This is a genomic window from Enterococcus sp. C57, assembly GCF_040887305.1.
GTDB classification, from domain to species: domain Bacteria; phylum Bacillota; class Bacilli; order Lactobacillales; family Enterococcaceae; genus Enterococcus_B; species Enterococcus_B hirae.
The window spans coordinates 326,511-340,441 of record NZ_JBFOFP010000004.1 but is presented as its reverse complement, the minus strand read 5'-3'; the positions used below and the strand labels follow the sequence as shown (position 1 = coordinate 340,441).

The following is a 13,931-nucleotide window of genomic DNA, read 5'->3' as shown; positions in this document are numbered from 1 at the left end:
CGTCTCTTTAACAAGTTCTATCGATGAAACCAACAATATCACCTATTAGAGTATTTTTATCTTTCTCTTTTCAAAACAATACTTGTATACAACCAAACAGTTACTACATAGTAAATAAAGTACATGACAAAGAAAATTCCGAATGGTATCAACACATCTCGATATGGATCATTCATTAAAAATTCAAATAATCTTAAACCAAATAAGACATGGATAGCTCCTAAAATACCAGGAGCTAAGAATAAAACACCAATTTCTCGTCGAATCGATTGTCTTAATAAGCCACGAGTCGCACCGATTTTTTCTAACATCGTATATCGACCAATATCGCTCTTACTACCTGAAAGAATCTTAAACATCAAGCAACTTGCTAACATCGCTAAGAACGCAATTCCTAGGAAGAAGCCCATAAATTCCATCCCTGAGAAAATACCATTCACTTGTTGATACATTTCATATTTTTGTCCACTCATGGCTTGGTAATCTTTCAACTCTGGATTGACTTGATTATTTTCTTTTACTAATGTTTCGATACCTGGTAAACTTGCTTCAAAATCTTTGACTGTAATTAATTGTAACGTTGTTTCTGGCAACGCTAATTGATCGAATTCACTCGCACGAACTAATTTTATTCCCTTCGCTTGTTGCGTAGGTAATTCGTTTTGTCTTAATGTCTCTTGCAACTCACTTGATTTTGCGATTTCTTCAGCAGTTGCTGTCTTTACTTTGTTATCCGCAAAAGTGTTCCCACTATATGCAATATATCTAAGCGGCTCTTTTTCCCATTCATCATAATTGTAATAAACGTATTGTTCATCTTCTTTTTGGGCATAGATGTTATTTGACGTTGGATTTAGTTCTCTGACTTTTCCTTGGTCAATCTTTTGTGCATTGTTTAGAACTAAATCATAAGCGTTTGATGAATTGGTCAATGCGGAGATTTGATTTCTGAATCCTAAACCAACCGTTAACGCTCCTAAAGCTAAAGCAAATAAGATCGCTACCATTGAAAGCATTTGCGTATAGTCCCGAATCCTAAAGCTTAATTGTGATAAGGTAAAGTTGTTCAACTTTTTCAATGAGATACCTTCTGATTTTTTCAGTAAAGACAAGAAGAAAATAATCACTGAATGGAAAATGAAATAGGTTCCCAGACAAATCGTTACGAGAGAAATCCCTAAACCAGACAATCCAATACGTGCAATTTCTGATAGAACGTAATAACCAACGCCTAATAAAACAACCCCTAATACAACTTCAAGTAAAAATAAAAATTTATTTTGTTTCATTCGTGTTGGTGTAGCTTCCGCACGAATCAATGTAAGAATTGGCTTTTTCACAATTGAAAAAGCATTGGTGATTGCTGCTAATAAAAACAAAACAGCAAAAAAGAAAAGAGTGATCAGAATACCCTTTACACTAAATGGTGTAAAATGTGTAATTGAAATGTTTAATTGTTCAACGAGTATTCGTTCCACAATACTTGTTAGCCCTACACCAATCGCAGAGCCGACGACGGTCGCTGTAGCACCCACAACAAATGTTTCGGTAAAAATCATTTGTGCAATTTTTCTGCCCTTAGCCCCTAACATCATAAACATTGCATAATCTTTCTGACGCATCGCCATTAAAAATGAATTAGCATAAAGGATGTATACAAAAGTAATGATTGCTAATAATACCGAGCCAAAATGAAAAATTAAAACAGTTGATCCAACGGTAGAATTATTTTCTAAAAACGCTTCATTGCTTGCGATTGACTCGAACATATAAAAAATAGCTGAAGTCATAACCAAACCTGAAAATAAAACAATATAATCTCTTAAACGCCCTTTAATCCCAGTAAGCGATAATTTCCAAAGCATGTTTTTTCCTCCCCTTACTGTTCTAGATTTCCTAAGATCGTTAGAATATGACGATAAAACTCATCACGGCTTTGTTCGCCACGTTTGACTTCTTCGTGGATACCGCCATCTTTGATAAATAAGATTCGTTCACAGTAGCTGGCAGAAAACGGATCATGTGTTACTAATAGAATTGAAACATCATCTTTTTGATTCAATTCTTTCATCGTATCTAGCAAATCACGCGCACTCTTAGAATCTAAAGCTCCAGTCGGTTCATCACCTAATAAGATCGTTGGTTGTGTAACCAAGGCACGAGCTGCTGCTACCCGTTGTTTTTGACCACCTGAAATTTCAGAAGGATAACTTCCCATGATATGAGAAATCGATAAACGTTCTGCTACTGCTTTGACCCGTCGCTTGATTTCTTTAGGTTTAACACCTTGTAAGGAAAGTGGTACTGCAATGTTTTCTTGTGCAGTTAAGTTTTCTAGTAAATTAAAATCTTGGAAAATAAAGCCAATCTCTTTCGCACGAAAGTCTGCTAATTGGTTTCCCTTTAACTTCGTTACATCGTTTTGATTGATTCGGATATTTCCGTCTGTGGGTTTATCTAATGTAGATAAAATATTTAGTAACGTTGATTTACCAGATCCAGATGCCCCCATGATTCCGATAAATTCTCCTTTTTCTACTGTAAAGCTAATCCCACTTAAGGCTTGTGTCTTCTTCTCATTATTCTTACCGTAGATTTTTGTTACATTTTGAACCTCAACAATTTTTTCCATTTTCATCTATCCTTTACTTAGTTTTTCTTGTGCTAACTTAGGTATATCGTTTTGTTTGACTTCTTCATAAGAAGTGACACCTTTGTTTTCATTCCATGTAATCTCTAAATAGGCTCCTTTTCTTAAAGGACGCGGTTTTTGTCCATTAAATGTTAATATTTTTTCACTTCCCTTTTCATCATATCCGGGAAGAGTATATTTATATTGGATGGTTATTTCATCACGATTATCTTTTATTTCCTCTTTTTCTCCATCTGTCGTAATTTTGACATAGTAGCTATCGCCACCCATGATCATTCGATCCGCAATTTTTAGGCCCCCAAAGATAAAAACTACCGAACCTAATACCAACGCTGCAATGGAAATGCCAATCCCGACCAGTAGTTTCTTCATTTCCTCTCCTTCTTTCACATATGATAGGGCAATTATAAAAAAAAAGACCGTATTTTACCTTTGATTTAACTGTCAAATATCTTTCAATATTGTCATTTATCTATCACAAAGCAAAAGAGTGATTCGCAAGCTTGAATCGAATCGTTTTTTATTCAGACGATGGTTCGGTAAATTTTATAAAAAGAAGTTGAGATAAAAGTGTTTAGCATCAAGAAATAAGAAGGAATTTCCGAAAACTGCTTCTCAAATTTTTTGAAGATGCTACTTTGATCTTACCGTGAACAAGAGGTCAGCTCTTTGAACGCCGTGAATCAGAGGTCGTGAAAACATCGGGTAGCTCTGATGACAATAAGAAAGAATTTTTTGAAACAGCTTCTCATGTTTTGAAAAATTCAGGCTTATTTCAAGGAGCTGATGTTTGAACACCGTTTAAAGCAAGAGGCTGTGAAAGAAGCGTTCAACTCCGAGCGAATAAGAGAGGATTTTTTAAAATAGCTCCTCATATTTTAGAAAATCATCGCTTATTGTTGAGGAGTTGCTTCTTGAACGCCGTTTATTCGTTTTTAGAGATACTAAAAAAGACTGAGTTTTGGCTCAGTCTCTGACTACTCTACTGTTCTATTATAGAAAAAATACAGTTGAAAAATTCGTTACAATCATACGATATTTACTCAATAATGGCTATTTTTCTTTCACTGTCCCTGTATTAATGACTGGTTGTGTTCCTTTATCTGTAATAATCGAAACAAGTAGGTTATTGATCAATTGGACTTTCCGATCATCTGTGAAATTGATCTCTTGTCCTGTTTCAATTTGTTCCAATGCCATTTGTGTCATCGTAACTGCTCCTTCAACGATCGTTTGCCGAGCAGATAAAATAGCTTTTGCTTGTTGTCTTTGTAACATTGCACTAGCAATTTCAGTCGCATACGCTAGATGATTCAATCTCGTTTCAATCACCTCGACCCCAGCAACAGATAACCGCTCTTGTAGCTCGTTGGCTAATTCATCAGAAATGGCAGTCGTATTGCCTCGCAAAGTCAAATCTTCTTCATTGAAAGTATCATAAGGGTATTGGCTAGCAATATGACGAATCGCTGTCTCACTTTGAATCTCAACAAAATCTTGGTAATACGCCACATCGAACAACGCCTTAGCCGTGTCAACAACTTTAAAAACTACGACGGCAGATATTTCGATGGGATTGCCATCTAAATCGTTCACCTTTAAAACCGAACTGTTAAAATTTCGTACTTTTAAAGATAAGTTGATTTTTTGTGCAAACGGAACCGTTAAGAAAAACCCACTTTCTCGTATCGTCCCAATGTACTGTCCAAAAAACAAAATAACTTTTGCCTGGTTGGGACTAACAACCGTTGCGGAGCTTAGTAGTGCAATAGCAATCAACCAACAAACAAAACCCATGACCGTCTGGAAGATCGCTCCACTTGTCATGCCAAAATAGAATAAGAAGCCGCCGATACCAACTAATAACACCAAACCGCTCAATCCAATATACCCATTTACATAAACCGCTTTCTTTTCACTCATCACTTAGTTCCTTTCTTAGACCATTCCTACATGATTGGTTTCTTTCTAATCCGTGCCATCACTCCCTCTAATTCTAATTCCTTATCTTCTGTGATATACCAACCACTCACTTGTGGTCCTCCGGAAGTTTGGGGTAGATATTCTAACCTTGTGCGTACCCAATGTTTTTCTTCAGTAAAATAATCTTCCACTAAAATCTCTAAATCAATTCCTGCAGAAAGAATCAAATTCTCTCGAACTGATTTGAACACAAAACGCTCTTTTTCTTCGTCGTACTTTAAGATCCCTGTATCTAAAATCGGCAAAGAGTAATAGTCTAATTCCCTCTTTACTTTCAATAAATGATGGAATACTTCATTGTAAACTTGTTCTAATTGCCGACCTTCTGAGTTATTCGGGTAATCGATCATCACACGTTCTTTTTTTGTATCATAATATTTATGATTAAGTTCCGTGAGATAATTATGTAATTTTGTTATTTCTAACTGTAGCTCTTCTCGTTTCGCTTCATCTATTCTCATCTATTTTTCCACCTTATTATCTCAGCTGTGTTTTCTCTATTTTCTCTTATTTTACTACAGATTTGTAAGTTAAGCGATGAAAAAAATCGTTCTTCCCCATGATACTGCCCGATGTCTTAGCATCCTAACAGTCATGTCTGTTATATTAGCTAACCTATCTGAGAAACTATCTATCAAACACCTATCCGAGATAAAAGATGTAAAATCGTTATCTAAATGTGAATAAACCGTTATTCGAAAAAACTTTTACGTGGATCATCATCCATAATCAACGACCGTCATTCAAAATCTTTTGAAAAAAATCGCTTAATCAAAAAATCGAAAAGTTCCAAAAATAGTTGCACCTATCTTTGAACCTCTTCGATTTATTTCTCTTTACTTCCTCTTAATGACAGACTTTATCCTTTTTAAACATCATATTGATGGTTTTCGTCAGCTATCACCACACTGCTATCATAACCAGTGATTTTTATATTGTTTTCTCCTTTGATCACTGTTTTGATTGGTAATTCTTCATTATTTTTTGTGACAGTTGACATCCCTAATAGATCAATATCTAATCCAATCTCTCCATTATCAAGAAAGTCTACATAGCAATTTTCTAACATAACTGTTCCTTGAGTATTTTTGAATCCATTTAAGAATAGATTCCCATACTTGGCATTCAATTCGATGTTTGAAATATCTGAATTATCAATATTTACATAACTTTGCACAGAATTTACTTTAACTTTTTTTCCATCAACTTTATTAAATGTAATGTATCCACCATTATTTGTAACGGAAACATTCTCACTCACTACGTCATTTAATAAAAGTTGTCCTTGCTCTCCTTCTAACACAAGTTGATCTAAAGGAAGTTCGCTAGGAACTGTCAGGGTGATTTTGGATGTGTTATTCATTACATGAAACAAGACGTTTTGTTCACGACCATTTCCGTTAATCGTCAAAGTATCTCCTTTAGTAGTGACTTGAGGTTTACTTGCTTTTTCATACGTAGAGTTAACTTCAAAATTTTTGCCACGTTTGATCTCAACTTGTTGGTATTGTGCATTGACCACTATTTTGTTGATTTTTTCTTTTGTCGATATCACTTGTGAGTCATGGTTCATTTCGACCAATTGAGGGCCATTTTCCCAAGCAAGGCTTCGGTGCGTCCCAAACGCATAGGTTGTCCCAGCAAGTAAGCCACCACTAACCATCAAGCCTAGACCAGCCATTAAAAAATATTTTAATTTCATCTTCACACCTCTTTTTCTTATAACTTCGACGAATGAATCGCACGTCTCGTTACAAAACGACGTCCAACCCACTTCACAAAATTCATCATCATTTTAAATATCCATTTTGTCATTTTCAGAAGGAGCGGCGCACAGAAGACGACGGTTCCAGTAGCGAATAGCCCTAATCCAACGTAAAATAATCCACTTTCTATCGACTGCCCCAACACACCAATACCCGAAACAACTGAAAATAATCCAAGTCCTAAAACAGTAATACAACCGACATAACCACCTACCAGCAAAGCGACTAATAGACATAATAACCCCACGATCACTGCAACAAAACCAATCGCCAAAGGAATCAACAGAGGGGAGGCACATAAGCCAATCACGATCATCCAAATCAAACGAATTTGTCGTTTAGAACTTCTTGGGTTGACTTCATCTGTTGCTGAATCATCTTGTTCAGAGAAATAATTGATTTTCAATTTAAGCGCAAACTGTTTAGGCGTACCATATTCTTCAATGATTTGATCAATTGTTTTGCCAGAATCTAAAAAATATTCTTCATAATATTGAATCAAATCGAATCGGTCATCTTCAGGAATCTCTTGGATTTCCTCTATTACCTCATCTAAATATTCATTCATGTTTATTATCCTCCAATAATCGATTTAAGGAATCTCGAAAGACGATCCACTCATCAATAATATCTTCTAACCGATTATACCCCGCTGGTGTTAATTGATAATATCGACGATTTCTTCCTTCAAAGGGTTCATCATAAGTATCTAAAAATCCTTCTTTTTTTAACCTTCTTAAGACGGGATACATCGTTGACTCACTTACCGACAGGCTTTCCTGTACGATTTTAGTCAACGCATAGCCATACATATCTTCTTTACTCAATGCAGCTAATACCGTGCCATCAAGTAATATCGTTGGAACTTGGATGTGCATTCCTTCACCTTCTTTTATACAATATCTTCTTTCACAACATATTATACTACATATAATATTGTTTTAAAATATAAATGTTGATTATTTTTAAATAAAACAGCATAATACTTAGATCTAAAATCTATAAATAACGCTCCGAAATCAATTGCTGCTTCAGATTATTAGAGTTGAGCCATTTGAGAAAGACAAAAACATACTAAGATGAGTGAGCAAGATATTCGACGGAATACCTTACCCACTCATCTTAGTATGTTTCTTTTATCACGTAATTGATCTGGTTTTAGTTCATAATAAAACAATTGAACAGAACAACTACTTCATTATTAAAGTTTAGCTTTTTATTTTTTCAAGCTGATCACAGCTGTGGTTCCTACCTCAGGAATGCTGTTATAGCGTATCGTACCCTCATGCAATTCAAGGATTTTTTTTACCAAAGACAATCCCAAGCCATTGCCAGCCATCTGACGGCTTGTGTCTCCTTGATAAAATTTTTCAAAAATGCGATTTTGAGTTTCTTCGTTCATTCCTACACCTGAATCCGTTACTTCCAATAAAATATCTGTAGCATTTTGAGTCAAACGAATTTCGATCTTACCATCAGGTTGATTATACTTGATCGCATTATCCATGATATTCAACCACACCTGGTATAAAAATTCTTCGTTTCCCTCATAAAAGACCGTATCCAAATCGATATGCAACTTCAACCCTTCCCATTTAGGTTGCAAAAACACGATGACTTCTCGTATTTGTTCATCTAAACGAAATTTATGCTTTTCGATTTTGACACTTTGGTTTTCTAACTTATTTAGTTTCAAGATATTTTCAGTCAACTGTGAGAGCTGAGTAATATTTTCAATCAATCGTTGCAAAAACACTTGCTTCTCTTCTTCTGGAATATCTGGTGCTTGTAACAATTGGACATAGCCTTGGATCGTCGCTAGTGGTGTTTTAAACTCATGTGAAACACTCGAAACAAAATCATTTCTTAGCGTTTCGATGCTATTGAGTTCTTGGACCATCACGTTGAAATCTTTATATAACTGTTGGACTTCTGCGACTTTGGGAGGTTCCTCCATTCGAATAGAAAAATCACCTGTAGCTACTTTACTCATATTTTTACGTAGTTCACTGATTGGCTTCAAGATCCTATGACCGACAAAGCCAGAAATTACCGTGCCGACGATCATGCTAAAAAAAGCAAAAACGAATAACGGATAGAGTGTTGGTCGTTCAGATGGCGTAACGTTTTGATGAGAAAGCAAAAAAATAAAGCCTAAGAAGCACAGTAGAGTCACTAATATTGAAACAAACACAATGCTAGCAAAGTAGATCCACAGTTGAGAGTATAATTTCTTTTTCATCTTTTGACCTCCGCTTTATACCCGAGTCCTCTAACGGTGATGAGCTGGAAATCTTCACTTGCTTCAAAACGTGTCCTTAATCGTTTGATATGTACATCGATCGTTCGTTCTTCTGTATTTGTATCCAGCCCCCAAATATCGTCCATCAATTGTTGTCTCGTAAAAATCTTATTCGGATAAGCTAACAGTTTGTAAAGCAAAAGAAATTCTTTCTGAGGCAGCACACTGACCTTTTCATTTTGTCTCACTTCATACGTTTCCTGATCTAAGGTAGTATTTCCAATATTCAATTGATTGCTATGATTGATTTTTGCTCGCCTTAATAACGCTTCCACACGTAAAACCATTTCATTGACATCTACGGGTTTCGTCATGTAATCATCCGTTCCTAACTGGAAACCACGTTTTTTATCTTCAAAATCGGCTTTAGCCGTGATCATCAGCACAGGAAGCTCTATTTTTCCATCTCGTAAACTTTCCAACAATTCATAACCATCCATCTCAGGCATCATGATATCGGTAATAATCAATTCTACATGAAAATTTTCCAATCGTGCTAGTGCTTCTGTTCCACTACTAGCTGTGACTACCGAAAAACCAGCATGTTCTAATACTGAACGATAAAGCAATTGTAAATTTTCATCATCTTCTACTACTAATATACGGTTCATTTTATTCCCTCGATTTTTTGAAAAATTTCTTGTTTCTTTCTGATTGTTCATATTGAGTTAACATTCATTGATTATACTGCGTTTATTGTTCTGATATACTTTTAAGTATACCGAATATTCTAATAAGAAAGAAGGACGAATATGCTACAACTTAAAGATATAAAGAAATATTATAAAGTTGGCGAAACAACGACTAAAGCATTAGATGGCGTATCTGTTGCCTTTAGAAAAAAAGAATTTGTTGCCATTCTTGGTCCAAGTGGTTCAGGAAAAACAACGATGTTGAATGTCATCGGTGGCTTAGACAACTATGATTCCGGAGATATGGTGATCAACGGAAAGTCCACAAAAGACTTTAAAGATAGCGATTGGGATGCTTACCGAAACAATTCGATTGGTTTTATTTTTCAAAGTTATAACTTGATTGGACATTTAGGAATCATCGAAAATGTTGAATTAGGGATGACACTTAGCGGTGTGGCCAAAGAAGAAAAACGCAAAAAGGCTGAGGAAGCCTTACGCCGTGTCGGTTTAACGGATCATATGCACAAAAAACCAAACCAATTATCTGGCGGACAAATGCAACGGGTCGCAATTGCCCGTGCTTTAGCCAACGATCCAGATATCCTCTTATGCGATGAACCAACTGGAGCTCTAGATACCGAAACAAGTATCCAAATCATGGAATTGATCCAAGAACTATCTAATGAGAAGCTAGTAATCATGGTTACCCATAACCCTGATCTTGCTCATCAATATGCAGATCGAATCATTGAATTTTCAGATGGTAAAATCTTGGCAGATTCACATCCTCATATCGAACGACCAAAAGATGATCAATTCAATTTACGTCGGACAAAAATGAGTTTCTGGACAGCCTTGAAACTTTCATTTAATAATATCCGCACGAAAAAGGGGCGAACATTTTTGACGTCCTTTGCTTCAAGTATTGGGATCATCGGGATTGCGATCGTCTTGGCATTATCTTCAGGCTTCCAAAAACAAATTGATAAAACACAGTCTGAAACGATGGCAAAATTCCCGATCACTATCTCCAAAGTGACAACCAATCGTTCAACAGATTCTGCTTCATTGGGTACTAGTAAAGCGGATTATCCAAATACAAAACAGGTAACTGCTAAAATCAGTGATGAAGATAAAGCACAGCACACCAATAAAATCGACCAATCTTATGTAGATTATGTCAAAGATATCGATCCTAATTTAAGTAATAATATTGGCTTTACTCGTGCTACTGGTATCAATATGCTTCGCCAAGTTGATGGTAAAGTGCAACCAGTAAGTTTCTCTAACCAAAACCCTGAAAACGAATCATTATCATTATCAAGCACGATGTCTGCTATGACGGGTGTCGGTGTTTCCAGTTTTCCAACACAGTTAGACAATCAAAAAGAAAACTTTTTAAAAGCGAACTATTCACTGCTTTCAGGCAGTTATCCTGCTTCTGCGAATGACGTGGTCTTGATCGTAGATGGTAACAACAATACAAATATCAATGCCTTGAAAAACCTGGGCTTTGATGTAAAAGACGGTCAAAAATTAGACTTTGATCGCATTGTTGGGACAACTTTCAAAGTGATCAACAACAATGATTACTACACGAAATTACCTACTGGCAACTTTATTCCAAATACTGATTACGATACGATGTATGCTAATTCAACGAGTGAAGTAAAGATTGCAGGGATTTTACGAGTAAAATCTTCTTCAACAATGAATCTTCTTTCCCCTGGAATCGCATATAGTGATCAATTAACGACACAAATCGTTAACGAAAATAAAGATTCTGAGATTGTAAAAGCGCAAAAAGATAGTGATACGAATGTGATGTCCAACGAAAAAGTGGATGAAACAGCTAAACAATCACTGATCAGCTATTTAGGCGGTGATAGCATTCCAACTAGCATCATGATCTATCCAAATAACTTTGGTGACAAAGAAAAAATCCTTGATTACTTAGATGCTTACAACAAAGGAAAAGCAGAAGAAGATAAAATCATTTACTCTGACTTAGCAGGAACAATGACTGAATTGACTGGTGGATTGATGGATGCCATCACTTATGTATTGGTTGCTTTTGCTGGTATCTCACTAGTGACAAGTATGATCATGATCAGTATTATCACGTATACTTCAGTCATCGAACGTACCAAAGAAATCGGGGTATTAAAAGCATTAGGGGCTCGTAAAAAAGATATCACTCGTGTCTTTGATGCAGAAACTTGTATCTTAGGAATCTCTTCGGGCTTATTAGGTGTTTTGATTGCTTGGTTAGCAACGTTCCCAATCAATCATTTACTCTATCAAATGACTGATCTAAAAAATGTGGCTCAATTGAACCCACTCCATGCACTGATCCTCGTGATCGTCTCTACGATCTTAACGATGTTAGGTGGGCACATCCCAGCAAGAATGGCTGCTAAAAAAGATGCGGCGATTGCTCTGCGTGCAGAATAAACGATTGATATTGTTTGAAAGAGATTGAGAAGTCCTTAGCAGCAAGAAATAAGAAGGAATTTCCGTCAATTGACAAGAAACACAAATACTTGTTTTCCCTGTTGATTGTCGTCTACTTGGTTCTTCTCAAATTTTTGGACAATTTCGGCTTATTGCCGAAGGTCAGACTTTGAACACTATTTATTCTTTTTTAGAGATACTAGAAGAAACTGAGACAAGTTTTAGCTCAGTTTCTTCTTTATTTTTTAGTCAGTAATATTATGTGTTAGAAACAACATAGCATGCACTGTTGACTGGATTGTAAGAATAGCAGATGTACCACTCTTGCGTGTAGCCCCCCCAGCACATATTGCTTCTCCAATTGCAACTTTAGAGCTGTAGGTATTCCCTATTTCTGTACCTATGTTTTTTACAGTTAAATGATAGAATATGCATCTTTTAGAGAACGCTTAAATAGCCAAAATTATTTTTATGTATTTGAAACTTTTTCCTATTTATTTGACTCTAATAGATGTAAGAGAAAAAATCTTTATGAAGTGGGAGGAAAATCGTGTGCCCAGTGATTTATTTTTAGTAAAAAAAGCAAAGGAGGGAGATAAAGAGGCATTTGTCCAATTGTTTAAAAGTTATGAAGCTGTTCTCTATAATACAGCGCGTAAGTTTTTGAACAATTCAGAAGATATTGCAGATTGTTTACAAGAAACAGCATTGACGGCCTACAAAAATATCCAAAGCGTGCAAAAACCAGAATATTTTAACACCTGGTTATGCAAAATTCTCATTAATAATTGCAAAAAAATTCTCAAAAAATCAAAGAAAGAAACTTTTTATGTAGAATACGAGGAAGAAAAAAATACAACGATACATTCAATGGAATTAAAACACATGCTACAAAAATTAGATTTGAAATATCGAATTCCGTTGGTGCTCTATTACTATAATGGGTTTTCCATCAAAGAAATCAGCACGATATTATCTGAACCAGTCAATACAGTGAAGACACACCTTGCTCGAGGGAAAAAACTACTAAAAATAGAGGAGAGCTAGGAGGAGAAAAAATGACTATTTCTGAAAAGAAATTTATGGAAGAACTCAAAAAAGAGGAACGCTTACCCTCAGAAGTACGAACCAAATTAGAAGCCACCTATGACTCTATACGAAAGGAGAAACAGGTTCCACTTAAAAACTACATAAAAAAACGGGTTTATTTGATAGCTGTTGCCGTATTTCTCATAAGTATCTGTTTGTATGCTTACTCACCCTTAGGCACTGCAACTGCTAATTTTTTACGGTTTGGGAAATTTACTTCTGAAACATTGAATCATGAAGGGTTTATTTCCAGCCAACAACTTACAGCTTATGATAAAAAAGCAGATATACAGTTAACAGAACTCTATGTAGACAAAAATGAACTAGGGTTACATTTTACTGTTCATCTTCCAAAAAACTCGGAGCTTTTAAACAAAAAATGGGAGAAATATGGATTAAATTTTGGGATCAAAAATGGGCAAGATCAGTATTTGATTGATTTTCGTTCAGGACTAGCAGAAGAAAAAGAAGACTTGTCGCTATTCCGTTCGATCAATGAGGAACAGAGCATTGATCGAGAAACAAACACATTGGAATTTATTTACAATCTACATCCTACAAAAACGGGCTCGGTTCCCTCTCTTGAAGAGACAACCATACAAATCAATGGCATCACAGCCTATAAAGCAAGTGACCCAAAAGTATATTCTATTTTTAAAGGCAAATGGGAACTACCTATTGATACAAGTAAGATCAACTATTTTGACGAAATAAATTTTACTCCAAAAAATAATCACCTTTTACCGATTGAGCGAGCAATGGCATATCCTACTAATTTTGTCATTCGTTTTAAAGATGAACAAGACTTTTTGAAAAAGTTGCCAAAACCAAAAAGTAATGCCGACAACAATATTCAATTAAAAATAGTAACTGAAAAGACGACAACCTATTACCCATATTCTAAATTTACTTCTGTTACTGAAGGGTCAAATAACTATTGGGATATGACTTTTGACTATTCTGGATATGATCAACAAGCCTCGATTTATCTCGAATTGAAAGGAATCGGAGAAATTGAGTTAGAAAAATAGATCGGATTGTGGCAAATC

General features: G+C 35.6%; 13 protein-coding genes. 3 read left to right on the top strand and 10 right to left on the bottom strand.

Annotation, left to right across the window (positions count from 1 at the left end; genetic code table 11):
- Positions 1-56: 56 nt before the first annotated feature.
- The 10 genes from AB5M32_RS07190 to AB5M32_RS07145 all read right to left on the bottom strand — a co-directional run bounded on the left by AB5M32_RS07190 (position 57) and on the right by AB5M32_RS07145 (position 9,315).
- Entirely contained in the window at positions 57-1,865 is a 1,809-nt protein-coding gene (locus tag AB5M32_RS07190) for an FtsX-like permease family protein (protein WP_178286895.1), read from the bottom strand.
- A gap of 14 nt (positions 1,866-1,879) precedes the next feature.
- On the bottom strand, positions 1,880-2,632 hold the full coding sequence (locus AB5M32_RS07185) for an ABC transporter ATP-binding protein (RefSeq protein WP_010720235.1): 753 nt from the start codon (positions 2,630-2,632) through the stop codon (positions 1,880-1,882).
- 6 nt (positions 2,633-2,638) lie between these two features.
- A complete protein-coding gene (locus tag AB5M32_RS07180; protein ID WP_178286896.1) occupies positions 2,639-3,025 on the bottom strand; it encodes a YxeA family protein in 387 nt (128 codons plus the stop codon).
- 681 nt (positions 3,026-3,706) lie between these two features.
- Positions 3,707-4,576 (bottom strand): SPFH domain-containing protein, encoded by an 870-nt coding sequence (locus AB5M32_RS07175; protein ID WP_178286897.1) that lies wholly within the window; start codon positions 4,574-4,576, stop codon positions 3,707-3,709.
- Positions 4,577-4,602: 26 nt separating this feature from the next.
- Positions 4,603-5,097, bottom strand: a complete 495-nt coding sequence (locus AB5M32_RS07170; RefSeq protein WP_010720238.1) for a DUF5348 domain-containing protein — start codon at positions 5,095-5,097, stop codon at positions 4,603-4,605.
- A gap of 407 nt (positions 5,098-5,504) precedes the next feature.
- Entirely contained in the window at positions 5,505-6,338 is an 834-nt protein-coding gene (locus tag AB5M32_RS07165) for a DUF4097 family beta strand repeat-containing protein (protein WP_010736937.1), read from the bottom strand.
- A gap of 17 nt (positions 6,339-6,355) precedes the next feature.
- Positions 6,356-6,970: a DUF1700 domain-containing protein gene (locus AB5M32_RS07160; protein WP_010720241.1), complete on the bottom strand. Its 615-nt coding sequence runs from the start codon at positions 6,968-6,970 to the stop codon at positions 6,356-6,358.
- Positions 6,963-7,280 (bottom strand): PadR family transcriptional regulator, encoded by a 318-nt coding sequence (locus AB5M32_RS07155; protein WP_010736935.1) that lies wholly within the window; start codon positions 7,278-7,280, stop codon positions 6,963-6,965. The genes AB5M32_RS07160 and AB5M32_RS07155 overlap by 8 nt, the downstream gene beginning before the upstream one ends.
- Positions 7,281-7,618: 338 nt before the next feature.
- Positions 7,619-8,644, bottom strand: coding sequence for a HAMP domain-containing sensor histidine kinase (locus AB5M32_RS07150; RefSeq protein WP_010736934.1), 1,026 nt, complete (start codon positions 8,642-8,644; stop codon positions 7,619-7,621).
- Positions 8,641-9,315, bottom strand: a complete 675-nt coding sequence (locus tag AB5M32_RS07145) for a response regulator transcription factor (protein WP_010720244.1) — start codon at positions 9,313-9,315, stop codon at positions 8,641-8,643. Before AB5M32_RS07145 ends, AB5M32_RS07150 begins: the two co-directional genes overlap by 4 nt.
- A gap of 141 nt (positions 9,316-9,456) precedes the next feature.
- Here AB5M32_RS07145 and AB5M32_RS07140 point away from each other — a divergent pair, with 141 nt between their 5' ends.
- From AB5M32_RS07140 to AB5M32_RS07130, 3 genes are all read left to right on the top strand, one after another.
- The gene (locus AB5M32_RS07140; protein ID WP_368024378.1) at positions 9,457-11,793 is read left to right on the top strand and encodes an ATP-binding cassette domain-containing protein; all 2,337 of its coding nucleotides are present in this window, start codon (positions 9,457-9,459) and stop codon (positions 11,791-11,793) included.
- Positions 11,794-12,264: 471 nt separating this feature from the next.
- Complete coding sequence (locus tag AB5M32_RS07135) at positions 12,265-12,840, top strand: RNA polymerase sigma factor (RefSeq protein WP_237558507.1); 576 nt, start codon at positions 12,265-12,267, stop codon at positions 12,838-12,840.
- 11 nt (positions 12,841-12,851) lie between these two features.
- Positions 12,852-13,913, top strand: a complete 1,062-nt coding sequence (locus tag AB5M32_RS07130; RefSeq protein WP_178286899.1) for a hypothetical protein — start codon at positions 12,852-12,854, stop codon at positions 13,911-13,913.
- Positions 13,914-13,931 lie beyond the last annotated feature (18 nt).

Excerpts from the sequence above, each read along its gene's own strand:
- AB5M32_RS07190 (WP_178286895.1), bottom strand. The coding sequence starts at position 1,865 with ATGCTTTGGAAATTATCGCTTACTGGGATTAAAGGGCGTTTAAGAGAT.
- AB5M32_RS07185 (WP_010720235.1), bottom strand. The coding sequence starts at position 2,632 with ATGGAAAAAATTGTTGAGGTTCAAAATGTAACAAAAATCTACGGTAAG.
- AB5M32_RS07180 (WP_178286896.1), bottom strand. The coding sequence starts at position 3,025 with ATGAAGAAACTACTGGTCGGGATTGGCATTTCCATTGCAGCGTTGGTA.
- AB5M32_RS07175 (WP_178286897.1), bottom strand. The coding sequence starts at position 4,576 with ATGAGTGAAAAGAAAGCGGTTTATGTAAATGGGTATATTGGATTGAGC.
- AB5M32_RS07170 (WP_010720238.1), bottom strand. The coding sequence starts at position 5,097 with ATGAGAATAGATGAAGCGAAACGAGAAGAGCTACAGTTAGAAATAACA.
- AB5M32_RS07165 (WP_010736937.1), bottom strand. The coding sequence starts at position 6,338 with ATGAAATTAAAATATTTTTTAATGGCTGGTCTAGGCTTGATGGTTAGT.
- AB5M32_RS07160 (WP_010720241.1), bottom strand. The coding sequence starts at position 6,970 with ATGAATGAATATTTAGATGAGGTAATAGAGGAAATCCAAGAGATTCCT.
- AB5M32_RS07155 (WP_010736935.1), bottom strand. The coding sequence starts at position 7,280 with ATGCACATCCAAGTTCCAACGATATTACTTGATGGCACGGTATTAGCT.
- AB5M32_RS07150 (WP_010736934.1), bottom strand. The coding sequence starts at position 8,644 with ATGAAAAAGAAATTATACTCTCAACTGTGGATCTACTTTGCTAGCATT.
- AB5M32_RS07145 (WP_010720244.1), bottom strand. The coding sequence starts at position 9,315 with ATGAACCGTATATTAGTAGTAGAAGATGATGAAAATTTACAATTGCTT.
- AB5M32_RS07140 (WP_368024378.1), top strand. The coding sequence starts at position 9,457 with ATGCTACAACTTAAAGATATAAAGAAATATTATAAAGTTGGCGAAACA.
- AB5M32_RS07135 (WP_237558507.1), top strand. The coding sequence starts at position 12,265 with ATGTATTTGAAACTTTTTCCTATTTATTTGACTCTAATAGATGTAAGA.
- AB5M32_RS07130 (WP_178286899.1), top strand. The coding sequence starts at position 12,852 with ATGACTATTTCTGAAAAGAAATTTATGGAAGAACTCAAAAAAGAGGAA.